The organism is Mobiluncus sp., from assembly GCF_034180645.1.
GTDB lineage: Bacteria > Actinomycetota > Actinomycetes > Actinomycetales > Actinomycetaceae > Mobiluncus.
This window is the reverse complement of sequence record NZ_JAXFNY010000008.1, coordinates 162,690-187,426: the sequence shown is the minus strand read 5'-3', so window position 1 is coordinate 187,426 and position 24,737 is coordinate 162,690. Positions and strand designations below refer to the sequence as shown.

The window sequence follows — 24,737 nt, the reverse complement described above, 5'->3', positions numbered from 1 at the left end:
GGGAAATGTATGCAAACTGAATTAATCGAACTGGGTGGGCCGGCTCACGGCGGATATTGCGTGGGCCGTTTGCCATCAGGAAAAGTCGTTATGGTGCGGGGAGGACTGCCGGGCGAAACCGTCGAGGTCGAGGTCACCTCGGAGCGTTCCAAAGTTGCCTACGGGCGGGTTGTGCAGGTGAAAACAGCCAGCGCGGACCGGGTCGCACATATCTGGCCCGAAGGTGAGGTGAAGGATTTGGGCGGGGTGGAACTGGGACACGTTGCCTATCCAGCCCAGCTGCGCTGGAAGCGTGACGTGGTGCGTGACGCTATCCGGCGAAATGGTAGCCCGGAACTGCTGGAACAGCTGGACCAGGCTCATCCCGGTTGGGAAGTGGAATCGTTGGGACCCGAGCCGGGCCGTACCCGCGTGAGTTTTACGGTCAGCGAGGGCGGGGGACTGGGGATGTATGAAGCTGCGGCCCACAATGTCCATATGGTGCGTTCTTTTCCGCTGATGGTGCCCGAGTTGGTCGACTTGGATTTGTTCCGGCGGCATTGGGAATTTGCGCCGGGAACTCGTCTGCGGGTCATTGCCCCGTCCAGTTCAGCGTCCGTATTGTTCGTTGATGGCCAGACTTTCAGCGTGGACGGCGAGCCGACAACGTCGCGGGTGCGAGAAACGGTCAGCGTCGGGGACCGGACTTTCACGTACCGGGTTTTTGCCGGGTCGTTTTGGCAAACTGACCGGCGAGCTCCCGCGACTCTCGCGTCCGCACTGTTAGGTGCCGTCGGGGAGGTCGAGGGGTTTGAAGCGTGGGAGCTGTATTCCGGTTCGGGGTTGTTTTCGCTGTTCCTGGCTCAGGCCGTGGGTGCAAAAGGGCGTTTTACCACGGTGGAGGGTGACGGTCCAGCGACGAAATCGGCTGCCTATAATTTGGCGAAGGCCGGTTTCGATTGGGTTGAGGTGCGGCGCGGTAACGTCTCTCCGCAGTTGTTGCATGACTTGCCGCTGGGTCAGATGGTCAGTGCCGGCACGTTGGTGGTGGCTGATCCGCCGCGCTCGGGGTTGGGTAAAGCGTTGGCACGAGCGATTTGTCAGCAGAATCCGGATTTGGTGGCGCTGTTTTCCTGCGACCCGGTTAGCTGTGCCAGAGACCTGGAAACCATGCGCCAGTTGGGTTACCGGGTTAAGACCTGGCGAGCTTTCGACCTGTTCCCCTACACCAGCCACGTGGAGACGATGGCCTTGATGTCGACGAGATAACTCAAAATTTGTAAAGAGAACTTAGGAGAACAATGAAGATCTATATTATTGGAGGGTCGGGAAGCTGGGAGACATTTCTTGTGGGAAAGCTTTCCCAAGAATTTAGATTTCGGCATTACATTGGATTGTCGCAAAACAGTGTCGCTTATTAGCGCACTGACAGAGACCCAATAAGCAGGTGATATTGGATGAACAAAGACCCGTTCAAAGAATATATTAGGGAGTCGGAGCCGAACAAACGAGACAAGGGGTATGCGTGGTATACGGCCATCGGTCTGCAGGCTGTTGACGGTCTGAAGACGTCGGACTATCTGGTGCATACGGCTGTACGGAACATCGAAGGCGAGATATCCTTCGAGGAGGCCAATGCGCTCCTGCAGAGTTATTACGAAGAGAATCCTGTGCGTGACGCAGACGACCGCACAGAAGAAGCGGATAAGGTTTCTGCCCGAATTGCAGCGCTTCTTTCTGAGCAGGCCTTCAGCTTCACTCCGAATGAATACCTGTCAATCCATAGAAAACTATTCACCGGCATCTATTCCCACGCTGGACGAGAGTCGTCCGCTTCATAACCGGACATTGCATATCAGAGGTACGTTCAAAGAAATGGTAAAACCGGACATTGAAGAACTGAAAGCGGACATTGAGGGGATGCTTCAGCCCAAAACCGTGAGCCATATACTAAAGCTCCGCGAGGCATTTCCCGGTCAAACAATCTTTGGTCGGTCTAATGTGATGAGTACCATTGGTATTAAGTCGTCCAGAGCATCGGAACTTCTGAAGGAACTAGTCGATAAGGGGATCATTGAACCGGTATTAGGTCACGGAAAAGGGAAATACTGTTTCCGGCAGAAGGGTTGAGGCGGTGGATCTTTTCACCATAACTGCAGTAAATAGTCGGGTGGACGCGCCAATAGAATACATCGAAGATCATCAGTTAGATTCACGGACTCACAATAAGGTAATAACGAAAGCTCGTGAAAGTAACCGCATTACACCGAAACAAAATGAGTATTTACAGTCACTTAAACGATAACATTTTTTGTATGCGGCTGGAAACCCTTACGGTGTTAAAAACTGGATTAAGAGCTCGTTTACAGTATAATGTAGGCAATTGGGAGGTGCAGTAAACTGGATTAATGCCTTTGAAATTATATGCTACCTGCTGACCGCTCTGTTGCTGGGAGACATTGCCAAGCAGCGAAACCGTGTTGAACTGCGTTTATTCCTGGCGGCAACTTTGGCGGGATTTATCCTTGAAATTCTGGCTGTGAGAACCACCGATATCTATCACTACAGCAACGACTATTTTCTCAGCATCGGTGCGCCGCCCAATCAGTTTCCTGTTTTTGGTGGATTGATGTGGGGCGCGTTGGCCGTCTGTGGTTTCAGGATCGCGAGGAAATTTACCGAAAGCTATTTTTGAAATCAGCCTTTTTACTGGCTGGCTGGTCGTTTCGATGGATTTATTACTGGATGTGGCCGCCATCCGACTCAATGGGGGGTTTCTGGATCTGGGACGGACGTGTTCTTTCCTGGGACATCAATCACCATGTGTTCATGAGTGTGATTTGGGTAAACTTCCTGGGCTATCTGTTCGAAACTCCTGCAGTCGTTTACCTAACATTGCGTCTGAATAAACTCGCAGAAAAGTCGCGGCTGATGGCAATCCTCGCCCTCCTCGGCGCCGGGTTGGGAGCAGTGATTACCGTAGGCGTGGGCAGCAGTTTGTCTCTGCTGCTAAATAAAAACAGTGATGAGTGGTTTGCTGTCGTTGCATTTCTGGTACTTTGGGCGGCCATTTTGGTGAAGCTGCTAGCACAGATTGCAAAACGCTGGCACACTTTGACGTTACGAGCGAATCACGACTTCGTTCTGGGGTTTTTTTGGGCCGTAATTTACGGTTACTGCTTGGTTGCGCTGTGGTCTCTGGGCGCGTTCCATACGAACATCGTTTATGCTCTTTTCGCTGCTTTCATAGCATTAGCTACGTTATTAATGTCTTTTGTCAGCACGAATGCCTACACAGAATCAGATTGATTCTTCTGGATGCAACTGCCGACAAGGACGCTGTCTGACAATTACCAGGTTGTCGTTGGAGAATTCCTGAGGTGCATGGGATAGCGAAGAACAAAGGATTAGGATTTGCGCAACAGAAGTTTTGCGAATTGCCCACGTTAGAGAACCGGCAAATCGGCACGCAACGCCCTTGCGAATTCGAGGTGCAGTCAAGCAGTGAGCCATTTTAGGACACATAATCCCAGGTGGAACCCTATTTGCGGTAAGTTCCGGGCTGGAAAACGAAACAATGTCCGCGGCGCAACCTCTAATGTGTTGAGAAATGACGAAATAAAATATATCTTGATGTCGAGATAAATCTTTGTGGCGTTGTTGCCACCCTTTAGGAGGTTATTTATGGCCAGTTTGAACAGCTTAAATGCTCGCAAGACTTTGCAGGTGGGAGGTAAATCTTACGAGATTTTCTCTCTCGATGCCGTGGAAGGCTTAAAAAAGCTTCCTTACGCGCTGCGCATTTTGGGCGAAAACCTGTTGCGTAACGAAGACGGTGCTAACATCACTGCCGACCAAATTAAGGCTCTGGCGGCGTGGAATCCCGATGCGCAGCCCAACACGGAAATCCAGTTCACGCCGGCTCGCGTGGTGATGCAGGACTTCACCGGCGTGCCTTGCGTGGTTGATTTGGCCACTATGCGCGAGGCCGTGAAAGACCTGGGTGGGAACCCGGAGAAAATCAACCCCTTGGCTCCGGCAGAGATGGTCATCGACCACTCGGTCCAGATTGATTACTTTGGCCGCCCTGACGCGCTAAAACTCAACACGGATAAGGAATACGAACGCAACTCGGAACGTTACAAGTTCCTGCGTTGGGGCCAAGGTGCCTTTAACAACTTCCGCGTAGTGCCGCCGGGGACCGGCATTATCCACCAGGTCAACATCGAATACCTGGCGCGTTCCGTGTTCACCAAAGAACTGCCCGACGGCACGGTGCAGGCTTACCCCGACACCTGCGTCGGCACCGACTCCCACACCACGATGGTCAACGGTCTGGGCGTGCTGGGCTGGGGCGTCGGCGGTATCGAAGCCGAGGCCGCTATGCTCGGTCAGCCGGTGTCCATGCTGATTCCGCGCGTGGTCGGATTCAAACTCAAGGGTTCCATCCCTGCCTCCGCTACCGCTACGGACGTGGTGCTCACCATCACCCAGATGCTGCGCGAGCATGGCGTGGTCGGCAAGTTTGTGGAGTTCTATGGCGAGGGTGTTACGCAGGTGCCGCTGGCTAACCGCGCCACCATCGGCAATATGTCTCCCGAATTCGGTTCGACCGCCGCCATCTTCCCGATTGACCAGGTCACCGTGGACTACCTGCGCTTGACCGGACGTGACGAGGAACGTTGCGCTCTGGTGGAGGCTTACGCCAAGGAGCAGGGCTTGTGGCACGATCCGAGCTTCGAGCCCAAGTACTCGGAGTACCTGGAACTCGACCTGTCTACTGTGGTGCCTTCCATTGCCGGTCCGAAGCGTCCGCAAGACCGCATTAAGTTGAGCGAAGCCAAGCAGACCTTCGAGCAGACCCTGGTGCCCACCTATGCTCCTGAAGCGCACAAGGTCGTGGATTTGACCACCGCTGACGGAACCAAGACGAACCTGGATCATGGCCGCGTGGTCATTGCTTCCATCACGTCTTGCACGAACACTTCCAACCCCTCGGTGATGATGGCTGCCGGCATTCTGGCTCGCAACGCTCGCGCCAAGGGACTGAAGTCAAAGCCGTGGGTAAAGACATCGGTGGCGCCCGGTTCCCAAGTCGTCACGGACTACTTTGACCAGGCCGGTCTGTGGGGTCCCCTCGATGAGTTGGGCTTTAACCTGGTGGGTTACGGCTGCGCGACCTGCATCGGTAACTCCGGTCCGGTTCCGCCCGAAATCTCGAAGGTTATTAACGACAACGACCTGGCCGTTACAGCGGTGCTGTCGGGTAACCGTAACTTCGAGGGGCGTATTTCTCCCGACGTTAAGATGAACTACCTGGCTTCACCGCCTCTGGTTGTGGCCTACGCCCTGGCCGGTACTATGGACTTCGATTTTGAGACGGAGCCCCTGGGGCAAGACCTTGACGGCAACGACGTGTTCCTGCGTGACATCTGGCCCGACCCTGCCGAGGTGCAACGGACTATCGACGAAACCATCAACCGCGATATGTACACGAAGGATTATGCAAACGTGTTTGCCGGTGATGAGCGTTGGCAGTCCCTGCCGACTCCGGAAGGCAGCCGCTTCACCTGGGACGATGACTCGACCTATGTGCGCAAGGCACCGTTCTTTGACGGAATGAAGATGGAGCCCGAACCGGTGCGGGACATCCGCGGAGCCAGGGTTTTGTTGAAACTGGGTGATTCCGTCACGACCGACCATATCTCTCCGGCCGGCGCTTTCAAGCCCGAAACTCCTGCGGGCCAGTACCTGATCGGCAACGGGGTGCAGCCCAAGGACTTCAATTCATACGGCTCCCGCCGTGGCAACCATGAAGTCATGATGCGCGGCACCTTTGCCAACATCCGTATCCGCAACCAAATCCTGGACAACGTCGAGGGCGGTTTCACCCGCGACTTTACCCAGGAAGGCGGCCCTCAGGCCTACGTCTATGACGCCTCCATGAACTACCAGGCCGCCGGGATTCCGCTGGTCGTGCTGGGCGGCAAGGAATACGGTACCGGCTCCAGCCGCGACTGGGCCGCAAAAGGCACGCGACTGCTGGGCGTGAAAGCCGTTATCGCCCAGTCCTTCGAGCGCATTCACCGTTCCAACCTGATTGGCATGGGTATCCTGCCGCTACAGTTCCCGGAGGGGCAGTCGGCGGACTCGCTGGGTCTGGACGGGACGGAAACCTTTGACATCAGCGGTGTAACCGCTTTGAACGAAGGCAAGACTCCTGAGACGGTGAAAGTCTGCGCCACCAAGACGGACGGCTCCAAGGTCGAGTTTGACGCGGTGGTACGTATTGACACCCCAGGAGAAGCCGACTACTACCGCAACGATGGCATTCTGCGTTACGTGCTGCGTAACCTGGTGAAAGCCTAAGCGTTAGCGGCTCAACCGTTCATAGCTCCCCGAATTGCCCTCTGGTCAGTTCGGGGAGCTATTTTTACGGTAGACCGACCAAACCGCTACGTGACCACCGCTCCAAACTGGCACGACATGAAAGAAAACGTAAAAACTGGATAGAATAGGACAGTATCTTCATGAGGAGTTTTACGATTTTATGTCCCAACTTGAACCCGTAAGCGCGCAAAACGCTGACTTGATGTCGCTGCGCCTATTGCCGACGATTTCTTCGCCGCGCGATTTGCGGAATCTAAATCACCAGGAAATCAATCGCCTGGCGGAGGAAATTCGTCATTTTTTGGTGCAATCAGTAGCAAAGACCGGGGGACACCTGGGTCCGAACCTCGGCGTGGTCGAACTGACCATCGCCCTGCACCGCGTGTTTAATGTCACCCGAGACACTTTCGTTTTTGACACGGGACACCAAACTTACGTCCACAAACTCCTGACCGGACGCCAAGATTTTTCCCGGCTGCGTCAACGCGGCGGCCTGTCTGGGTATCCCTCGCGGGCGGAATCTGATACGGATGTGCTGGAAAACTCCCACGCTTCAGCCGCGCTGTCCTGGGCGGACGGGATTGCCCGGGCAAACCGCCTGACCGGCAAACGAGGCTGGGTCGTAGCGGTCATTGGCGATGGAGCGATGACCGGCGGTATGGCTTGGGAGGCTCTAAACAACATTGCCGAAGAAAACGAAGGTCGGCTAATCATAGTCTTGAACGACAACGGGCGTTCCTACGCTCCGACCATCGGCGGGCTGGCACATCACCTGGATGCCCTGCGGGTTACACCCCAGTATGACAAAGCCTTGAAGTGGGGCAAACAAACCCTGAAAGGCGGCGGGCCGGTGGGAAATCTGGTGTATTCCGGGTTGCACGCCGCGAAAGCCGGGTTGCGCGACATGGTCGCCTCCGCCGAAGGGGTCCTGTTTGACGAGTTGGGCATTACCTATACCGGCCCCATTGACGGACACGACATTGCTGCCTTGGAGTTTAGTTTCACCAGGGCGAAGGCTGCGAAGAAGCCCGTATTGATACACGTCATCACCCAAAAGGGCCGCGGCTACACCCCGGCGGAAGAAAACGTTTCCGACCACTTCCACGCAATAGGACGGATTCATCCCGAAACCGGCCTGCCCATCGAGCCGGAACGCTTTGAATGGACTCAGGTTTTTGCCGAGGAAATCTGCAGCCTGGCGCGTGAGAACGAAAAAATCGTCGCCCTGACCGCCGCGATGCTTCGCCCCGTAGGGTTGTGCCCGATGCAACGAGAATTCCCCGACCGGGTTTTCGACGTTGGTATCGCGGAAGCGGATGCCCTGGCCACTGCCGCCGGCTTGGCATACGGCGGGATGCACCCGGTCATCGCCCTGTATTCCACGTTCTTAAACCGGGGTTATGACCAGTTGCTGATGGATATCGCGCTACACCGGGCTGGGGTGACGATTGTCGAGGATCGTTCCGGTATTACCGGCAGTGACGGCGCCAGCCACAACGGTATGTGGGACATAGCTCTGGCTGGGACGGTGCCCGGTCTGCGCCTGGCCGCGCCGCGCGATGCCGCGACATTGCGCGAAGAACTGCGGGAGGCTCTCGAAGTTGAGGACGGACCCACCATCGTGCGCTATCCGAAAGGCTCGCTGCCCAAGCCTTTGCCGGCACTGAAACGTGCCCACGGCAGCGATGTGCTGTGGGAATCGGCTGACTTCGTGGCACCATCAGCACCGACCCGCGAGGCAACGGCCAGCTCAAACCGACCCCAGAACCTTTTGATTGTGGCGACCGGAGCGTTTGCCCACCTGGGGGTGGAGGTCGCGAACGAACTCCAGGCCCTCAACAATCTGGTGGTGCGCGTCGTCGATCCGCGGTGGCTCATTCCCGTGCCCGCCGACTTGGTGGCGGCGGTAGGAGCCTACGACCGGGTCGTAACCCTAGAGGACGGCCTGGTGGAAGGCGGTTTTGGGTCTCAGCTACGCAACGCCGCAGCGGCGCAGGACATCTTTACTCCCGTGCTGTCTTACGGGATTCCGCGACAATTTCTGCACCACGCCACGCGCGACGAAATCCGGGAAGAACTGGGGCTGACCCCCCGAGCACTGGCTGATTCCATTAATTCTCGGATTTAAGGGCTTTCACCAGCGAATCCAAAGTATTTTCAATCTGCCAAGGCCGCGCCTGACTGGCCTGCAGTACTTCCAGGACCTGGGACTCCGGAGCATCGTCAGGCAGCACCCAAGCCAGCCGACGGATAGTTTTCGGTTCCAGCATGACCTCGTAGTGGACATCTAACTGGGTAGCCACCGTGGCCACGGTTTCACGCAAACGCCGCCACCGATCGGCCTCCAGGGGGTGATTGTGCGTAAAAGTGCGCGAATCTGGAACCTCCCCGGGGATACGCGGGGCGCGCCGCGGGGGAAGTTCCTTGGCAGACAGTTGATAGGACCTGCGCAAAGCCGCAAACCAGCGGTCGGCTCGTTTCCGACCGACCCGGTCGTGGCGAAAATCCTCCAAAGCCCCCATGTAGCGTTTGCCCTTTGGCAGCCCCACCGCCAAGGCAATCATCGCCGCGTTCGTCAGCACTTTGGTAGGTGCTAGATCCTCGTCCTGGGCCAGTTCATCGCGGGAATACCACAGCTCCCGCAGGGCGGCGAGATTGCGCGGGGCGTGGACTTTTCCAGAACCTGGGACGTGACGCCACGGATCGGGTTTGGGCGCAGGGGGCTGAAAATCCAACAGATAGTCGAATTCTTGCTCCGCCCAGTCGTCTTTATCCTCGTCTTGCAGCCTTAGCCACAGCTCATTGCGCAGGTCAATGAGGTAATCCACGTCCAGGGCGGCGTAGGTCTGCCAATCGGAGGGCAGGGGGCGGGTGGACCAATCCGCCGCGGAATGTTCTTTCGCCAGAGTGATGCCCAGCACCTGCTCCATCACCGCGGCCAGGCCAAACCCCTCAAAGTTCAACAGTTTCGCCGCCAGTTCCGTGTCGAACAGCAGCTGCGGGCGCATTCCCAGTTCCGACAGACAGGGCAAATCTTGGGTAGCGTCGTGCAAAATCCACTCCGCCTTGCCAATAGCCCGGCTTAACGGCTCCAAATCGGGAAAGGCTATCGGGTCGATGAGGACAGTGCCCACGCCCTCGCGACGCAATTGCACCAGGTAGGCACCTTGTGAATAGCGAAACGATCCGGCACGTTCAGTATCGAGCGCCACCGGGCCCGTGGCAGCGGCGACGAGTTCACAGACGTGTTGCAGAGCTGCGGGAGTGTCCACAATCGGAGCTAAAGGCTCGCGAGTACGGGTGACCAGCCGTGGAGATTGCGGTTTTGAGGTAGTGCTCGACATAACGGTTCTATGTTATAACCTGGTGCGGCTGTGCTCGTCCTGCCGCACCGTAGGGGTGCTACCGGTGGGATATCTGTGAGCGCACAAGGGCGGTCGGGAAGGTTCTAATGACGCAGCTGAGTGACGTTTTCCTCGGGGGAGAGCCCGGTCGCCTGCAGCATCGTGTCCAGCCAGGCCAGGAAATGAGCGCTCAAATCGGGACTGCCAGGGGTCCAAGAAGCGCGAATCTCGAGGGTAGCGGAGGTGGCGCGAAGCGCGAAGCCCTCAAAAGAACGGTTGATGGTCGTGGTGGCGGTACCCACCAAATGTCCGTAATCAGCGTCTCGGCTCGCTAAACACTCGCGCAGCCAAGACCAGGCGACTTCCCCGGCTAGCGGATCTTCGCCCAAAGCTAACTCCGTATCGGTCGCCACCAGAGCAATAACCCGAAACTCGCCGCCCCAACCTTCTTGGGTCTGCGGATCATAGAGACACACAAACCGACCGGTAGCGGGAGCCTCCGCCTCCACGTGCAGCGCCGTCTCCGCGCTAATCGCCACTGCATAAGGGGCAATTTTCACCGGGGCAGGCACCTCGTGAATGGAAACGCGGGGCGGTACCGAGGCTTGGCGCAGCGACAAAAGAGCGAGTTCCCACGCTGGGGGTACCTGCGTCTGTGCCGTTGAACTTGCCTCGCTCACCCTCTCAGCGTAAGCGAGAGGGAGGGAAAACCGGCCTTACCACGCCCTGCAGACCCGAAATACCTTTTCGGACTGCCCGTCGCCCAATACTAGAGAGAGGGGTCCGCCAAGGGGGAGGCCAAAACCACAATGGAACGCGAACGTACCGTAACGGTCTCGGGGGAACCCAGCAGCTTGGCCCGCTCGAAATCCGTCTCAATTGGCTGTTCCGCGGTCGTGTCGATGACCCGATACCACTGCAAATCATGAGCCCACTGGGGCATAGTGAACTCCAAGTCCTTTTCGGAGGCGTTGAACATGAGGATAAAATCATCATCTTCCACGCGCTCACCGCGTTTGCCCGGCTCGTCAATAGAAGCCCCGTTTAGGGAAATGGTTAGGGCTTTAGCGTAAGCGGTCGTCCATTCTTCATCGGTCATATGTTCGCCGTTGACGCTAAACCACTCGATGTCGCCACGATCCGATTCTCCGCCGCGAGCCGCGTCCCCAGCCAGGAACCGGCGCCGGCGAAACACCGGGTGCTCGTTGCGCAGGTGAATCAGAGCTCGGGTAAAGTCGAACATCTTATGGTCACGCGCGTCTTCGTTCCAATGAATCCAGGTGGTTTCGTTGTCTTGGCAATACCCGTTGTTGTTACCGCCCTGAGTGCGCCCCAACTCATCGCCGTGAGAAATCATGGGCACGCCTTGGGACAGCAGCAGGGTGGTGAGGAAGTTGAAACGTTGGCGGCGGCGCAGTTCATTAATGGACTCGTCGCTGCTGGGACCTTCCTCCCCGTGATTCCAAGATTTGTTGTTATTGTCTCCGTCAACCCCGCCTTCACCATTGGCTTCATTGTGTTTATCGTTATAGGAGACCAGGTCAAGCAAGGTAAATCCGTCGTGGGCGGTCACAAAGTTGATGGAGGCCACCGGCAGTCGGCCGGTATGGGCATAGAGGTCTGCCGAACCGCTGAACCGGGATGCGAACTCACCCAGTTTTGCTGGCTCGCCACGCCAGTAGTCCCGCACCGTGTCGCGATACTTCCCGTTCCATTCCGACCACAAAATCGGGAAACCACCCACGTTGTAGCCGCCTTCGCCGACGTCCCAAGGCTCGGCAATGAGCTTGACCTGGGAAATAATCGGATCTTGGTGGATGATGTCAAAGAACGCCGAAAGTTTGTCGACTGAGCTGAGTTCCCGGGCCAGGGTTGACGCGAGGTCAAACCGGAAACCATCGACGTGCATCTCGGTAATCCAATAGCGCAGCGAATCCATAATCAGCTGCAGTACCGCGGGGGAGCGCATCAGTAGGGAATTGCCGGTTCCGGTCGTGTCGAAGTAGTGTTCCCGGTCGCCTTCCACCAGGCGGTAGTACACTTCGTTGTCCAAGCCGCGGAAAGACAGCGTCGGTCCCATCTGGTTGCCCTCGGCGGTGTGATTGTACACAACGTCGAGGATGACTTCGATACCGGCTGAATGCAGGTCTTTGACCATCTGTTTAAATTCTTCGACCTGACGGTCGCCCCGGCGATCCGAACAGTAGCCATTATGCGGGGCAAAGTAGCCGATAGTGTTGTAACCCCAATAGTTTTTGAGGCCTTTTGCCTCCAGGGAAGGATCGGTGACGAATTGGTGCACCGGCATGAGTTCCACGGCGTTGACGCCCAAGTGTTTCAGATAGGAAACGTTGTTCGGATGTCCCATTCCCGCGTAAGTGCCCCGCAGCGCTTCGGGAATGGCAGGGTTCAACATGGTCATCCCCTTGACGTGAGTTTCATAGATGACTAGGTCCGGGTAATCCAAGCGGGGATGACGGTCGTTGCCCCAATCAAAGAAGGGGTTGATGACGACTGAATGCATTGTGTGCGCGGCCGAGTCTGCCTCGGAATAGCCGTCTGGATTCCCGGCCGGATAGGCAAAAATGGACATGTCGCCGTCTAAGTCGCCGGCGATGGCTTTGGCATAAGGGTCCAGCAACAGTTTGCTCGGATTGAAGCGCTGCCCATTGGTGGGGTCGTAAGGGCCGTGAACCCGGTATCCGTAGTGTTGCCCGGGACGGAGGTTCGGGATGTAGCCGTGCCACACGTGGGCATCGACTTCTTCCAAAGAGAAACGTTCAGTTTCCCGTCCGTCGTCCTCTACTAAACAGAGTTCCACTTTTTCAGCGTTGGCTGAAAAAAGTGCAAAGTTTGTTCCGCTCCCATCATAAGTTGCCCCCAGCGGATAAGGTTTTCCTGGCCAAATTTCCATAATCCAAATATCTCATACTCCAGCGTGGTGTGCTGAATGTGGGTTATGAGGGCTGTTCCTCGCCGGGTGGGACATCGTCTATTTCGGAGGAATTGAGTTTCAGAAGTCCGCTCAACGGGTTGGAACGACTGGCCTCCGTTTCATCAGGCAGCGGGGGAACTATGTCAGCAGTCGAGGCTTGCCACCAGCCGCGTTCCTGCAGAAGCGGTTCGGCCATGCGCACAAACTCGGCAGCAATCTGGCGATAGGTGTCGGTGTTGGGGTGGAAACCGTCCTCGGCACGAATCATGAGGGTTCTCCACAGAGGCACATCTCCTAAGTGGCGCATGGGAACCAAAATGTGGTCCGACTCGGAAACTGTCTGGATGACGATGTCATTCATCTCGATGGCGCGTTTATCTGCGGGGAGGGGTTTCGCCGGGGGAACCTCAGAAATAAAAGCGCGAGCAGGCAGGCTTTTCAGGATAATTTCCATCTGTTGCTGGAAATCTTCGGCGCTTTGCCCCTCGGAGGCAAACACATCGTTACCGCCAATGTCCAGGGTGATAATGTCCGGCGTTAAGCCCGTGGCCAGCAGCTGCGGAATTTGCGTGTTGACTACGGTCGAGGCGATGGCCCCGGAAATGGAAAAATTCAGCACGATAACCCGTCGCTGCGTGGCACGTCGCAGATAGGAGGCAAACAAAGCCACGTAAGAGTCCTGCACGTTCTCGCAACCCACCCCTTGTGCGGCGGAATCACCGAGAGCGACGTAAACCAGGGGAGGGGCGTTCTTAATTTTCGAGGGACGATGCAGTTTTTGACCGGTTTGCGGGAAAATCGGTTTGTTCGAGTACCAGTCGCTGCGGTGCATATAACGTTGCGCCCCGTTAGAAAACATCTCGAAGCCGGGGGCGTAGATTTCTGGGTTTGCCAGCATCCCCAGTTCGTCCAGCTTTGCTAGCCCGGAGATGACGTGATCCTCCCAGAACCAACGGTGACTGGAAACCTCTTGATGGACTTTCCACATCCCCGCAGCGGTGGTGCCTGCCCAGACCAGGGACGATGACGTTCCCAGTGCGGTGAGGGCGGAAACTTTTGAAGAAGCGGGCAACTCGCGGAACAGTTCAAGCACTGTATCGACAGAAATCTTTTTGGCAGCCATGGCAGAAGTTTACCCGGCTCGAGTCGTTTTAAGCGCGCCAGAAAACAAGTTTGGTGGGCCATACTGGGATCGAACCAGTGACCTCTTCCGTGTGAAGGAAGCGCGCTACCGCTGCGCTAATGGCCCAAGGCTTATCAAGTTTAGCCTTAGGTAGCTCCGAACGCAAAACCTCGGCGTACCGCGGCAGAACGGCAGGTGCCTTCGATTCGGCGCCTTTCGGGAACACTATTGCGAACCTGAGAAAACGCGTTTGGCTGTATCCCCGAGTTTTAGCCAAAGCCGGTCGAAGTTCAAACCAACAAACCGCATATGTTAAGACAAATGCCCAGATAATTTTCAGAAATCCTACAGGGTACGTTTAGAATTCTGACATGTATGAGGTTTCAGATTCTGCTGTTGCCGTCAAAAGGCGCGTGACTTTGGATGATGTGGCAAAGGTGGCACATGTGGCGACCTCTACCGCTTCGCGGGCGTTGAACCGTCCGGGGCGTATCAATGCTGAGACGGAAGCCTTGGTGCACCAAGTTGCGAACGATTTGGGCTATGAACGACCGGAAATTTTTTGGCGACGAACACACGTATTGACCCAAAAAATCGGGGTCACGATTCGTCTCCAGGAGTACCAAATGTTGGCTGCGATACAGGACAAAATGATTCTGGACCAGTACTTACCGGTTTTGTATCCCGCTGTTTCTACGCGAGTCCTGCAGACCGTTAAACGGGAGTTCAATAACGTCGATGGGTTGATTATTGATAATCCGCAGATTCCCGGACGTATTCGCCTGGAAATCCCCAATACCGAGCCTCTGGTAGTGACGAACTGCTTGATGGATGAAACAACTTGCGTCGTGCCGGATACGGAACAAGGGGTTGCAGTCTTGCTGACACATCTGAGTTCGTTGCGGCATCAATCGATAACTTACTTTTACGCCAAAGATAGATGGCTGGACCGAAGTGTTTTGCAGGCTTTGCGGTCTGGGTGTGAAAGGGACGGGTTGGTTCTGCATACGGTGGGAAATGTCGGGGATAGCCTGGAATCAGGCCATCGTGCGGTGTCGGCTTGGCGTAAGCATCTGGACAGTGTGGCGGTCTTTTGTGGGGCACTTTCTGCCATCGGTTTTATGGAAGAGTTAGATCAATCTCTGAGAGTCTCAGTGCCAGACGATGTTTCCGTTGTGGCTATCGGCGATGCTTTTATTGGACGTCTGCACCAGCCCAGAACTACCACCCTCGAAGTTCCTTACCGAAAGATTGGCACGGAAGCCGTGCGTCAGCTAGTCAGTCAGATTCGCCATCGGTCCCGTGTAGAAAAGCGAGTCAAACTTGTGAACATGCGGCTAGTAAACGGCGGTACCACGGGTTTTTTCTAAGTTCCGATTCTCGCGTTTTCTCCGTTGGGTCATTCTGGCGTGTCGAGTATTTGCAACCCCCGCGCACTTATGTGTAAGATACTGAGGTTGGATTTTTCCGGCTTGTCGCGGATGTGGCTCAGTTGGTAGAGCATCACCTTGCCAAGGTGAGGGTCGCGGGTTCGAGTCCCGTCATCCGCTCGGTTTTTGGGGGAATCGAGCCTCGGTTCGGTTCCCCTCAAAAATTGGCTGTCTGAGGGCTCGTGCCGGTTTCGCAACGTGTACCGGGTTCGGGTTCCTTTATGGAGTAAAATACTCAAAACCACATTGGTGGGTTGGCCGAGTGGCTAGGCAGCGGCCTGCAAAGCCGTATACACCGGTTCGAATCCGGTACCCACTTCGACGGGCGGTTGGCGCAGCTGGTTAGCGCGTTTCCTTGACACGGAAGAGGTCGCAGGTTCGAGTCCTGTATCGCCCACCACGACGCAGGTCGAGGATAAAGCCGCGACCTGCGTGTTTTGGTTTTATGAGCCGGGCAAGCTGGCTTGCAAAGGCTCATAAAACCAAAACACGTCAGCGGGGGACCCGCTGGGGGCGTTATCCGAGACCAAGGAAGTGGCGCGCAATTTTGCGTAGCAAAATTGCTGGCACGATGGCGTGTGCTACGCGGAATTTTGCGTTGGCTTTTTCCGATTTTTGTGTCTTTCTCCGGTCGTGTCGTTAGAGGACTGTAGCTAAAACTTTTTCCGTTTAATTCTGTCGCGTATAAGATTGTTTAGTAAACCAAGACTGAGAAAGGCGCAAAGTGTCCGAGATTAACGTCACTATTGACGGGAAAGCAACCCAGATTGAATCCACCATCACCGGCGAGGACCTGTACCGGGATCGCAAAGAAGTCATCGCTTACTTCATCAACGGTCAGGCTCGCGACCTATATCGCGAACTTCACGACGGGGACACAGTCGAAGCCATCACTATTGATTCCGAGATGGGCTTGAACATTTTGCGCCACTCCTGCACTCACGTGATGGCCCAGGCGGTCAAGCAAGTTCGCCCGAACGTAAAGTACGGTATCGGACCCTTCATCGAAAACGGCTTTTACTACGATTTCGGCGTTGACGAGCCTTTCACCCCGGAGGACTTGAAAGCCATTGAAAAATACATGGCGCGAATCTGCAAAGAAGACCAAAAGTTTGTGCGCCGGGTCGTCACCGAAGAGGAAGGCCGCCAGGAACTCGCCGATCAGCCTTACAAGCTGGAATTGATTGGTTTGAAAGGGACGGATGCGGACAATGACCAGGCTGCAGCCGTAGCGTCGGTGGAAGTCGGCGGTAGCGAACTGACGATTTACGATAACGTGCGCAAGAACGGTGAGGTCGCCTGGAAGGACTTGTGCCGCGGGCCGCACGTACCTTCGACCCGTCTGCTGAACGGGGTGTTTAAGCTGATGAAGGTGTCGGCCGCGTACTGGCGCGCCGACCAAGCCAACGACTCCCTGCAACGTATCTACGGAACGGCTTGGGCGACCAAAGACGACCTGAAAGATTACGTGACCCGCATGGAGGAGGCCGCCAAACGCGACCACCGCCGGCTGGGCAATGAGCTCGACCTGTTCAGTTTCCCGGAGGAAATCGGTTCTGGCTTGGCCGTGTTCCACCCCAAGGGGGCGATGGTGCGCATGGAGATGGAAAACTATTCTCGGCGCCGCCACCTGGAGGAGGGGTACTCTTTCGTCTACACTCCGCACGTCACCAAGGGTCAGCTGTTTGAAACGTCAGGGCACTTGGAATGGTACAAAGACGGCATGTTCCCGCCCATGCGCGTGGACGAGGAATGCGACGACCACGGCAACGTTACGAAGGAAGGCTTCGACTATTACTTGAAGCCCATGAACTGCCCCATGCATAACCTCATCTATAAATCCCGCTCGCGTTCCTACCGGGAGCTACCGCTGCGATTGTTCGAATTCGGGACCGTTTACCGTTACGAGAAATCCGGTGTGGTTCACGGCCTGACCCGCGGACGCGGCTTTACCCAGGACGACAGCCACATCTATTGCACGCGTGAACAGATGAAAGACGAGTTGACGAAACTGTTGAACTTCGTGCTGGATTTGCTCAAGGACTACGGTTTGGACGACTTTTACCTGGAGCTTTCTACGAAGGATCCGCACAAGTTCGTGGGCACGGACGAGATTTGGGAGGAGGCGACCAATACGTTGGCGGAAGTCGCCACAGCCTCGGGCTTAGAGTTGGTGCCGGATCCCGAGGGGGCGGCGTTCTACGGTCCCAAGATTTCCGTGCAAGCCCGCGACGCGATTGGGCGGACCTGGCAGATGTCGACCATTCAGCTGGACTTCAACCTGCCTGAACGTTTCGATTTGGAATACACCGCGGCGGATGGCACCCGTCAGCGTCCCGTCATGATTCACCGTGCCCTATTCGGTTCTATCGAACGTTTCTTTGGGGTGCTGACCGAGCACTACGCCGGAGCGTTCCCGGCTTGGCTGGCGCCGGTGCAGGTGCGTTTGGTGCCGGTAGCAGAGGCATTCAATGATTACTGCGAGCACATTGCGGACCGGTTGCGGGCGGAAAGTGTGCGGGTCGAGGTCGATGAGACAGATGACCGTTTCGGCAAGAAGATTCGTAATGCCGCCAAGGACAAGATTCCTTTCACTCTCATTGCTGGTGGCGAGGACGCGCAGGCAAACGCGGTGTCCTTTAGATACCGCGGCGGGGAGCAAAAGAACGGTGTCCCGATTGATCAGGCAATAGCGGAAATCCTGGAGGCCATCCGCAGCCGCAGGAACGATTAATATGACTGACCTACCCGCGGAATCAAGCGAAAACTTTGGTGCGCAAACTGACGGGTTGGAGCGCCTGTGGACGCCTCATCGAATGGTGTACATCGACGATGGGCCGCATCGTGATGTACAAGCGTGCCCGTTTTGCGAGGGCCCGAAAGGGGACGACGAACAGAACCTGATTGTGTATCGGGGCAAGACTTGTTTTGTGGTGATGAACCTGTTTCCATACAATCCCGGTCATGTTTTGGTCTTACCCTACCGGCACGTTCCTGACTACACCGATTTGGACTTTGTCGAACGTATCGAATTCGGCGAGCTGACCGCGCATACTATGGAGGTCATTCGCCAGGTCAAAGCGCCGCAAGGCTTTAACCTGGGGATGAACCAAGGCACGGTCGCGGGTGCCGGAATCGCCGGACACCTGCATCAACACATCGTGCCGCGCTGGGCGGGGGACGCGAATTTCTTTCCCATCGTGGCGCGCACGAAAGCCGTCCCGGAACTGTTGGGTCAGACCCGCCAGGTCCTGGCCCAGGCGTTCGGCGACTGGCAGCCGCGCGAAATCTGAAACCTCTCGGTACCGGACTTGAGAAACTGCAGCTCAATCACGATGAAAACTACCAAGACTAACGCGATGCGACTGTTGGACGGCGCCGGGGTAGCTTACGAAACCTCGAGCTACCCCACGGACGGTGACATCGGTGCGCTGCACACTGCCGAAGTCTTGGGGATTTCTGCCGAACTCATCTACAAGACCCTAGTGTTGGAGGACGGGCAGGGCGGACACTATGTCGCGGTCGTTCCCGCCGATGCCGAACTGGATTTGAAAAAGACCGCCGCGCATTTCGGCGTGAAACATGTCCAGCTCATCAATTGGCGGACGCTGCGGGACGTGACGGGGTATATCCGCGGGGGTTGCTCCCCGTTGGGGATGAAAAAATTGTTCCCCACTGTCATCGAAGAAACCGCCGTATTGCACGATAAGTTCTATGTCTCGGCAGGGTTGCGCGGCCGGCAAATTGTGGTTAATCCTCAGGATTTGGCACAAGTGGTGTCGGCCGGTTTCGCCGATATCGTGCAGTAATCGCTAAAATGGGGGCGACTGAGAAATCGTAACCAGAATTTGAACAAGGAAAGAAGGCAAAATGTCTAATCAACTGGCGCAAGGAACCGGGACTGATTTGGTGAAACGGGGCATGGCTCAGATGCTCAAGGGCGGTGTCATTATGGATGTCGTCAACGCGGAGCAAGCCAAGATTGCCCAAGACGCCGGTGCCGTAGCGGTGATGGCTTTGGAGCGTGTTCCGGCGGATATTCGGGCCGAAGGCGGCGTTGCGCGCATGAGCGACCCGGATTTGATTGACGGAATCATTAACGCGGTGTCTATTCCCGTGATGGCCAAAGCCCGGATTGGTCACTTTGCGGAAGCTCAGGTGTTGCAGAGCTTGGGTGTGGACTACATCGATGAGTCCGAAGTTTTAACCCCGGCGGACTACAAGCATCACATCAACAAGTGGGATTTCACCGTGCCTTTCGTGTGCGGAGCCACTAACCTCGGTGAGGCTTTGCGCCGTATCAGCGAGGGCGCGGCCATGATTCGTTCCAAGGGCGAAGCCGGTACGGGGGACGTGTCCAACGCGGTAACCCATATGCGCACCATGACTTCGCAAATCAACCGGCTGACCACTATGCGTCCCGATGAGCTGTTTGATGCCGCCAAGGAATTGCAGGCTCCCTATCCGCTGGTCAAAGAGGTTGCGGAAACCGGGAAGCTGCCAGTCGTGCTGTTCACCGCGGGCGGTATAGCCACTCCTGCTGACGCGGCGTTGATGATGCAGCTGGGTTCCGAGGGTGTGTTCGTGGGTTCTGGCATCTTTAAGTCGGGCGATCCGGCGAAGCGCGCGGCGGCAATTGTCAAAGCCACAGCCCGCTACAACGAACCAGAAGTCGTTGCTGAGGTGTCCCGTTCCTTGGGCGAAGCTATGGTCGGCATCAATGTTCACGACATTCCCGATGACGCGCGCCTGGCTCAGCGCGGCTGGTAATCCGCGGTATTGCTGAGTTTTGTCAATAAGCCAGAGAAAAGGATGACTTTGAAGCAAAATCAATGGCGCGTGGGTGTCCTTGCTCTGCAGGGTTCGGTGGTCGAGCACGCGCGGGCTCTGCGCGCGCTGGGAGCCGTGCCGGTGGAGGTGAAAGTTCCTTCCCACCTGCAGGATTTGGACGGTCTGATTATTCCGGGCGGGGAATCGACCACCATGTACAAGCTAGCGCGCGCTTTCGACCTGTTTGACCCGTTGAAAGCCTTTGTCCACAGCGGAAAAGCCATTTATGGCAGCTGCGCGGGCATGATTATGCTGGCTGACCACATCGTTGACGGGATAGACGGCCAAGAAACCCTGGGCGGATTGGATGTGGTCGTGCGGCGCAACGCGTTTGGCCGGCAAGTCGATTCGGCGCAGAGTCTCGTTGACCCCGGTTCTTTTGGTGGCGACGAGCCCCTCCCGGCCGTATTCATTCGCGCCCCCTGGGTGGAATCGGTCGGAGCGGGGGTAGAAGTGCTCTCGACCTGGCAGCAGACCCCACAGTCGGCTTCGCGAGTGGTGGCGGTGCGCCAAGGCCCCCTGCTGGCGACCTCATTCCACCCCGAAGTTACCGACGACCTGCGCGTACACCGTTACTTCCTGAACCTTGTGAAAACTCAATCCAACTGAGACGACACCGAAAGGCGAGGGAACAGGCCATGGACGAGGTTTTACACTCCGTCGGGCACGGCGAAACTGCGCCGAGCACCAGACCCGACAACGACACCGAAACCTCTATTGACGACTATTTTCTGCGGGAATGGCCCCGGGACGAGGCCGGCTATTATCATCGCCAAGCGGCGAGAGTCGTGGCTTTCAACAGCCGCGATGAGCTGCTGTTGCTGCGCGGACACGATTTTTCAGACTTCGAGCACTGGTGGTGGTTTACCGTCGGGGGCGGTCTGGAAGCGGGGGAGGACCCGCGAGACGGAGCCGTGCGGGAGTTCTTTGAAGAAACTGGCTACTGTCTAAGTCCAAATGCGCTGGTTGGACCGGTGCTGCGCCGTCACGCCACCTTCGACTTTCACGCCTTGACCTGCCGTCAGGACGAACTTTTCTATTTCACGAGGCTTCCCGGGTCGCCCGTGTTCGTGCGTGATGGTTTTACTGAGGTCGAACGGGAAGTTTTAGATGAACTGAAATGGTGGGACCTCGACGCTTTACAACGTGAAATAGCTGGCGGGGCGGTGGTTTACCCGCTGGATTTGGTTTCCCTGGCTCGCGGATGGGTGCGAGGCTGGGATGGAAGCTGCCCCGAAATCAGCGAAGGCACCGTGGGGAAAAGCCACTGAGCCGGTTAAACGTTTGGTGCCCGGTCAAAGACCAGGCACCAAAAATGATTCAGTTATGTCCGGTTTATGCTTCCGGCGTGGCTTCAGCGGCCGGCGCCGGGCCGGCATCAGCAACGCTCGCGGTATCGTCGATCTTGAATCCGCCAACAATCCCGGTCAGCTGGTTGGAAATGTCCAAAACCGCGTTCATGTTATTTGCCACATTGCCCAATTCCTCGGAGTTGTTCTGGGCGGCATCGGCGATGGTGCTGATGTCCTGGGCGATGCTTTGTGAACCTTCGGCCGCGCTTTGCACGGACTTGGAAATTTCGTTCACGGTGGCGGTCTGTTCCTCCACCGCGGCGGCAATAACCGTCTGGGACTCGTTGATCTTGGAAATAACGTCCGTGATTTCCTGCAGGGCCTGTTCGGCTGACGCGGTGTCTTCCTGGATGGAAAGCACGCGGGCGGAAATATCCGAGGTAGCCGTACCCGTCTGAGCCGCCAAGTCCTTCACCTCACCGGCCACAACCGCAAAGCCCTTGCCGGCGTCACCCGCACGGGCGGCCTCAATGGTAGCGTTCAAAGCCAACAGGTTCGTCTGTTCAGCAATCTGGGTAATCGAGGCAATAACCTCACCGATACGCTGGGACGATTCGGACAACTTGCCCACAATCTCGGTGGTGCGAGCGGCAACTTCCATGGCGTTGTTCGCAACCTCGGCCGCGTTCGTGGCGTTCGAGGAAATCTCGCGGATGGAGGCGCCCATCTGTTCCGAGGCCGCGGCCACCGTGGCGATCGAAGCAGACACCTCGTTGGCGTTCGTGGCCGTGTTGCCGGCATGGACTGCCGCCTGCTGGGCATCATTGTTGGCGCGCTGGGTCGAACCACCAATGGCATCCGTCTGATTCTTCAAAGTCACCGCGGAACTTGCCAGCATGGAAACGACCTCGGCAATGCCGGAGTTCTTGGTGTTGATGGTCTCGGCCAACTGCTGGGTCTCCAACACGCCGCGCGGACGCAAACGCACTGTCAAGTCCTTGGCGTCGCTGGACTCCAGGATGCGGCGAAATTCCTGAATTGGCTTAGCGGTGGTCTCATTGAACAGCGTCAACAGCACAATCAACACGACTACCAGGAGGATGGCCACAATGGTCAACAGCCACAAAGCGGCGTAAGCGCTCTTAGAGGCTTGCGTTTCGGACGAATCCAAACGCTGAGTCATCATGTCAATGCCCTGATTGATCGGGGTCATAATCTTGGTAACTTCTCCGTTGTATTCTTCCCCGAAAATGAGGTCACGCGCCAAGGACTGCTTCGCTGCCGGTTCCAAGGCGGCATCGGCGGGGTCAACCTGCCATCCCGCCACGGCTTCCGGCATATTGCCGGGCGCTACACCCAGGGAGTCCAAAATCAGACGCTGAGCGCGGGTCTCCAAGTTGATGAGGTTATCGGAATTAACCATGCCCTCTTCAATCAGGGCAGTTTCCTCGGTCGGAGCACCCATATCCTTGAGGTTCTGGACCGCATCAGCCTTGTTGTTCGCGGCCACCTCGTCCCAATACATATCCAGCCACTTCTGATCCAGGGTGGTCACATATTCCTGCACGTAGTTAGTCAGGTTTGCCGATGCCGTGGACACTCGAGCTGCCTGGGTCGTCTGCTCTGTTTTCGCAGCCACATCGCTTTGCATCTTTTTGAATTCAACCTGGGTCAAAATGGTTCCAACCAGGACTAATACACCGAATACTGCAACAGCAGTGTAAGCAAGTTTTACAAGAAAGCTGAGCTTCATATCATCTCCTTCTCTTTCTGTCTTAAGACGAAATTAAGTAACCGCAATAAAAAAACTGCTCCGGTTCCAAATTTGAAGTTGATTAATAATAACGAAAACACGCGGGGGGGGGTGCTAAATGTGCTGATTTTCCGTAAATTTACAAAATACTTGCTTTGGCATCGTTGCTTTGAATGTGTGCGGTTAAAACCGGATAAAATCATCTACATGCAAGCCACGCCGCTTTCCGTTCTCGACGTCATCCAGGTGGGGGTCGGTCCTTCCGCCTCGCACACGGTCGGTCCGATGCGTGCCGCGGCGGATTTCGTGAATCACCTGGCGCAATCGGGGGCGGCCTTTGATCGCCTGCAGGTTGAACTCCAGGGTTCGCTGGGTGCGACGGGTCGCGGCCACCTTTCCGATGGTGCGGTTTTGGCTGGCCTTTCGGGTTTTCTTCCGGACACGGTCGAGCCCGGGAGTCTGCCGCGGTTGCTTTCTTCGGTAAAACCCGCGGGTTCAATAGTCCTGCCGGGCGGGTCCTCGGTAGGGTTTCAGTATGACTGGGATATGGTTTTTACCCCTGAAACCGTGGCGCCGTTCCACAATAACTCCCTGGTGATTCGCGCTTCGCAGGGCGATCAGGTGACTTTTGCGCTGCGCTATTACTCGACAGGCGGTGGCTTCGTGACCCGCGATGACGCCATCGAGGGTGAGCCGGGGAACCTGACCCAGCTGGATAAAACCCCCACCACCGTGGACGTTCCCTACCCCTACACTTCCATGGGGGACCTATTGCGGGCGGCGGAAACGAACAACAAAACCATCGGCGAAATCGTGCGCGCAAACGAAAAAACCCGAATGAGCATGGGGGAGTTCGGTAAACGCCTGGATACCCTGCAAAAGCAGATGGGCGCCTGCATTGACCGCGGGTGCGCCACAACCGAAGACGTGTTGCCCGGTGGGCTGGCGGTACCGCGCCGGGCGCGAAAGTTGTTCCTGCGCCTAACCGAGCGCGACGGCAAACCCGGAACTCCTGCCATTTGGCGTAGTTTCGCTCAAGACCCCATGCGGGCAATGGATTGGGTGAACCTGTGGGCGCTGTCGGTGAACGAGGAAAACGCGGCTGGCGGAATGGTGGTACGAGCCCCCACTAACGGCTCGGCGGGTATCGTAGCCGCGGTGGGACGCTACCTGCAGTGGTTTTGTCCTGAAGTGGAAACGAAATGCGGTCCGGCCCAGCGGGACTACCTGACGGTGGCCGGGGCCGTGGGCGGAATCATTAAAACGAATGCCTCCGTGGCCGGGGCCGAAGTTGGTTGCCAAGGCGAAGTCGGTTCCGCGGCGGCGATGGCCGCGGGAGGCTTAGCGGCGGCTCTGGGGGGCAGTCCCCATCAGATTGAGAACGCAGCTGAAATCGCCATGGAGCATCATCTGGGCTTGACCTGCGACCCTATTGGGGGACTGGTGCAGGTGCCCTGCATCGAACGCAATGCGATTGCCGCGGTCAAAGCCATTAATGCCGCCCGCATGAGCTTGTGGGGAGACGGAACGCATCGGGTCAGCTTTGACGAAGTCATTGAAACGATGTACGAAACCGGCTTGGATATGAGCTCAAAATACAAAGAAACCGCCACCGGGGGACTGGCGGTCAACGTTGTGGAATGCTGAGAAAGGTTCGCTGG

Annotated in this window: 19 protein-coding genes and 4 tRNA genes; 17 read left to right on the top strand and 6 right to left on the bottom strand. The window is 56.5% G+C overall.

Annotated features, from left to right (window positions below; translation table 11 throughout):
- Positions 1 to 9: 9 nt before the first annotated feature.
- The 6 genes from SPI05_RS03550 to dxs all read left to right on the top strand — a co-directional run bounded on the left by SPI05_RS03550 (position 10) and on the right by dxs (position 8,497).
- On the top strand, positions 10 to 1,248 hold the full coding sequence (locus SPI05_RS03550) for a class I SAM-dependent RNA methyltransferase (protein WP_321076231.1): 1,239 nt from the start codon (positions 10 to 12) through the stop codon (positions 1,246 to 1,248).
- A 188-nt stretch (positions 1,249 to 1,436) separates the two neighbouring features.
- Positions 1,437 to 1,820, top strand: a complete 384-nt coding sequence (locus SPI05_RS03545) for an antitoxin VbhA family protein (protein WP_321076230.1) — start codon at positions 1,437 to 1,439, stop codon at positions 1,818 to 1,820.
- Between the two features lie 542 nt (positions 1,821 to 2,362).
- Positions 2,363 to 2,674 (top strand): hypothetical protein, encoded by a 312-nt coding sequence (locus tag SPI05_RS03540; RefSeq protein ID WP_321076228.1) that lies wholly within the window; start codon positions 2,363 to 2,365, stop codon positions 2,672 to 2,674.
- On the top strand, positions 2,611 to 3,288 hold the full coding sequence (locus tag SPI05_RS03535) for a hypothetical protein (RefSeq protein ID WP_321076226.1): 678 nt from the start codon (positions 2,611 to 2,613) through the stop codon (positions 3,286 to 3,288). Before SPI05_RS03540 ends, SPI05_RS03535 begins: the two co-directional genes overlap by 64 nt.
- 375 nt (positions 3,289 to 3,663) lie before the next feature.
- Positions 3,664 to 6,348: an aconitate hydratase AcnA gene (gene acnA / locus SPI05_RS03530; protein WP_321076224.1), complete on the top strand. Its 2,685-nt coding sequence runs from the start codon at positions 3,664 to 3,666 to the stop codon at positions 6,346 to 6,348.
- 181 nt (positions 6,349 to 6,529) lie between these two features.
- On the top strand, positions 6,530 to 8,497 hold the full coding sequence (gene dxs / locus SPI05_RS03525; protein WP_321076223.1) for a 1-deoxy-D-xylulose-5-phosphate synthase: 1,968 nt from the start codon (positions 6,530 to 6,532) through the stop codon (positions 8,495 to 8,497).
- Here the strand turns inward: dxs and SPI05_RS03520 are convergent.
- The 5 genes from SPI05_RS03520 to SPI05_RS03500 all read right to left on the bottom strand — a co-directional run bounded on the left by SPI05_RS03520 (position 8,481) and on the right by SPI05_RS03500 (position 13,897).
- Complete coding sequence (locus SPI05_RS03520) at positions 8,481 to 9,713, bottom strand: HRDC domain-containing protein (protein ID WP_321076220.1); 1,233 nt, start codon at positions 9,711 to 9,713, stop codon at positions 8,481 to 8,483. The genes dxs and SPI05_RS03520 overlap by 17 nt on opposite strands.
- A gap of 104 nt (positions 9,714 to 9,817) precedes the next feature.
- Positions 9,818 to 10,393 (bottom strand): DUF3000 domain-containing protein, encoded by a 576-nt coding sequence (locus SPI05_RS03515; RefSeq protein ID WP_295027816.1) that lies wholly within the window; start codon positions 10,391 to 10,393, stop codon positions 9,818 to 9,820.
- An 89-nt stretch (positions 10,394 to 10,482) separates the two neighbouring features.
- Positions 10,483 to 12,627: a glycogen debranching protein GlgX gene (gene glgX / locus SPI05_RS03510; protein WP_321076217.1), complete on the bottom strand. Its 2,145-nt coding sequence runs from the start codon at positions 12,625 to 12,627 to the stop codon at positions 10,483 to 10,485.
- A gap of 43 nt (positions 12,628 to 12,670) precedes the next feature.
- On the bottom strand, positions 12,671 to 13,771 hold the full coding sequence (locus tag SPI05_RS03505) for an SGNH/GDSL hydrolase family protein (RefSeq protein ID WP_321076216.1): 1,101 nt from the start codon (positions 13,769 to 13,771) through the stop codon (positions 12,671 to 12,673).
- A 51-nt stretch (positions 13,772 to 13,822) separates the two neighbouring features.
- Positions 13,823 to 13,897, bottom strand: a tRNA-Val gene (locus tag SPI05_RS03500).
- 245 nt (positions 13,898 to 14,142) lie between these two features.
- Between SPI05_RS03500 and SPI05_RS03495 the strand changes: the two genes are divergently transcribed.
- From SPI05_RS03495 to SPI05_RS03450, 10 genes are all read left to right on the top strand, one after another.
- Positions 14,143 to 15,141 (top strand): LacI family DNA-binding transcriptional regulator, encoded by a 999-nt coding sequence (locus SPI05_RS03495; protein ID WP_321076214.1) that lies wholly within the window; start codon positions 14,143 to 14,145, stop codon positions 15,139 to 15,141.
- A 107-nt stretch (positions 15,142 to 15,248) separates the two neighbouring features.
- Positions 15,249 to 15,321 (top strand) — tRNA-Gly (locus tag SPI05_RS03490).
- 128 nt (positions 15,322 to 15,449) lie between these two features.
- Positions 15,450 to 15,520, top strand: a tRNA-Cys gene (locus tag SPI05_RS03485).
- A gap of 4 nt (positions 15,521 to 15,524) precedes the next feature.
- Positions 15,525 to 15,601: transfer RNA gene (locus tag SPI05_RS03480), tRNA-Val, on the top strand.
- A 324-nt stretch (positions 15,602 to 15,925) separates the two neighbouring features.
- On the top strand, positions 15,926 to 17,935 hold the full coding sequence (gene thrS / locus SPI05_RS03475; RefSeq protein WP_321076213.1) for a threonine--tRNA ligase: 2,010 nt from the start codon (positions 15,926 to 15,928) through the stop codon (positions 17,933 to 17,935).
- 1 nt (position 17,936) lies between these two features.
- Entirely contained in the window at positions 17,937 to 18,494 is a 558-nt protein-coding gene (locus SPI05_RS03470) for an HIT domain-containing protein (protein WP_321076211.1), read from the top strand.
- A gap of 66 nt (positions 18,495 to 18,560) precedes the next feature.
- Complete coding sequence (ybaK, locus tag SPI05_RS03465; RefSeq protein WP_321076209.1) at positions 18,561 to 19,010, top strand: Cys-tRNA(Pro) deacylase; 450 nt, start codon at positions 18,561 to 18,563, stop codon at positions 19,008 to 19,010.
- 61 nt (positions 19,011 to 19,071) lie between these two features.
- Positions 19,072 to 19,971 carry a pyridoxal 5'-phosphate synthase lyase subunit PdxS gene (gene pdxS / locus SPI05_RS03460; RefSeq protein WP_321076207.1) on the top strand — a complete coding sequence of 300 codons (900 nt, stop codon included), beginning with the start codon at positions 19,072 to 19,074 and terminating at the stop codon, positions 19,969 to 19,971.
- 42 nt (positions 19,972 to 20,013) lie between these two features.
- Positions 20,014 to 20,640 (top strand): pyridoxal 5'-phosphate synthase glutaminase subunit PdxT, encoded by a 627-nt coding sequence (gene pdxT / locus SPI05_RS03455; RefSeq protein WP_321076205.1) that lies wholly within the window; start codon positions 20,014 to 20,016, stop codon positions 20,638 to 20,640.
- Positions 20,641 to 20,669: 29 nt separating this feature from the next.
- Positions 20,670 to 21,302, top strand: coding sequence for an NUDIX hydrolase (locus tag SPI05_RS03450; RefSeq protein ID WP_321076203.1), 633 nt, complete (start codon positions 20,670 to 20,672; stop codon positions 21,300 to 21,302).
- A 64-nt stretch (positions 21,303 to 21,366) separates the two neighbouring features.
- On the opposite strand, the gene SPI05_RS03445 is transcribed toward SPI05_RS03450, so the two are convergent.
- The gene (locus SPI05_RS03445; RefSeq protein WP_321076201.1) at positions 21,367 to 23,076 is read right to left on the bottom strand and encodes a methyl-accepting chemotaxis protein; all 1,710 of its coding nucleotides are present in this window, start codon (positions 23,074 to 23,076) and stop codon (positions 21,367 to 21,369) included.
- Positions 23,077 to 23,283: 207 nt separating this feature from the next.
- On the opposite strand from SPI05_RS03445, the gene SPI05_RS03440 reads away from it, so the two are divergent.
- Positions 23,284 to 24,723 carry an L-serine ammonia-lyase gene (locus SPI05_RS03440; protein ID WP_321076199.1) on the top strand — a complete coding sequence of 480 codons (1,440 nt, stop codon included), beginning with the start codon at positions 23,284 to 23,286 and terminating at the stop codon, positions 24,721 to 24,723.
- The last annotated feature ends 14 nt before the right edge of the window (positions 24,724 to 24,737 follow it).

Excerpts from the sequence above, each read along its gene's own strand:
- SPI05_RS03550 (WP_321076231.1), top strand. The coding sequence starts at position 10 with ATGCAAACTGAATTAATCGAACTGGGTGGGCCGGCTCACGGCGGATAT.
- SPI05_RS03545 (WP_321076230.1), top strand. The coding sequence starts at position 1,437 with ATGAACAAAGACCCGTTCAAAGAATATATTAGGGAGTCGGAGCCGAAC.
- acnA (WP_321076224.1), top strand. The coding sequence starts at position 3,664 with ATGGCCAGTTTGAACAGCTTAAATGCTCGCAAGACTTTGCAGGTGGGA.
- dxs (WP_321076223.1), top strand. The coding sequence starts at position 6,530 with ATGTCCCAACTTGAACCCGTAAGCGCGCAAAACGCTGACTTGATGTCG.
- SPI05_RS03520 (WP_321076220.1), bottom strand. The coding sequence starts at position 9,713 with ATGTCGAGCACTACCTCAAAACCGCAATCTCCACGGCTGGTCACCCGT.
- glgX (WP_321076217.1), bottom strand. The coding sequence starts at position 12,627 with ATGGAAATTTGGCCAGGAAAACCTTATCCGCTGGGGGCAACTTATGAT.
- SPI05_RS03505 (WP_321076216.1), bottom strand. The coding sequence starts at position 13,771 with ATGGCTGCCAAAAAGATTTCTGTCGATACAGTGCTTGAACTGTTCCGC.
- SPI05_RS03495 (WP_321076214.1), top strand. The coding sequence starts at position 14,143 with ATGTATGAGGTTTCAGATTCTGCTGTTGCCGTCAAAAGGCGCGTGACT.
- SPI05_RS03470 (WP_321076211.1), top strand. The coding sequence starts at position 17,937 with ATGACTGACCTACCCGCGGAATCAAGCGAAAACTTTGGTGCGCAAACT.
- ybaK (WP_321076209.1), top strand. The coding sequence starts at position 18,561 with ATGCGACTGTTGGACGGCGCCGGGGTAGCTTACGAAACCTCGAGCTAC.
- pdxS (WP_321076207.1), top strand. The coding sequence starts at position 19,072 with ATGTCTAATCAACTGGCGCAAGGAACCGGGACTGATTTGGTGAAACGG.
- pdxT (WP_321076205.1), top strand. The coding sequence starts at position 20,014 with ATGACTTTGAAGCAAAATCAATGGCGCGTGGGTGTCCTTGCTCTGCAG.
- SPI05_RS03450 (WP_321076203.1), top strand. The coding sequence starts at position 20,670 with ATGGACGAGGTTTTACACTCCGTCGGGCACGGCGAAACTGCGCCGAGC.
- SPI05_RS03445 (WP_321076201.1), bottom strand. The coding sequence starts at position 23,076 with ATGAAGCTCAGCTTTCTTGTAAAACTTGCTTACACTGCTGTTGCAGTA.
- SPI05_RS03440 (WP_321076199.1), top strand. The coding sequence starts at position 23,284 with ATGCAAGCCACGCCGCTTTCCGTTCTCGACGTCATCCAGGTGGGGGTC.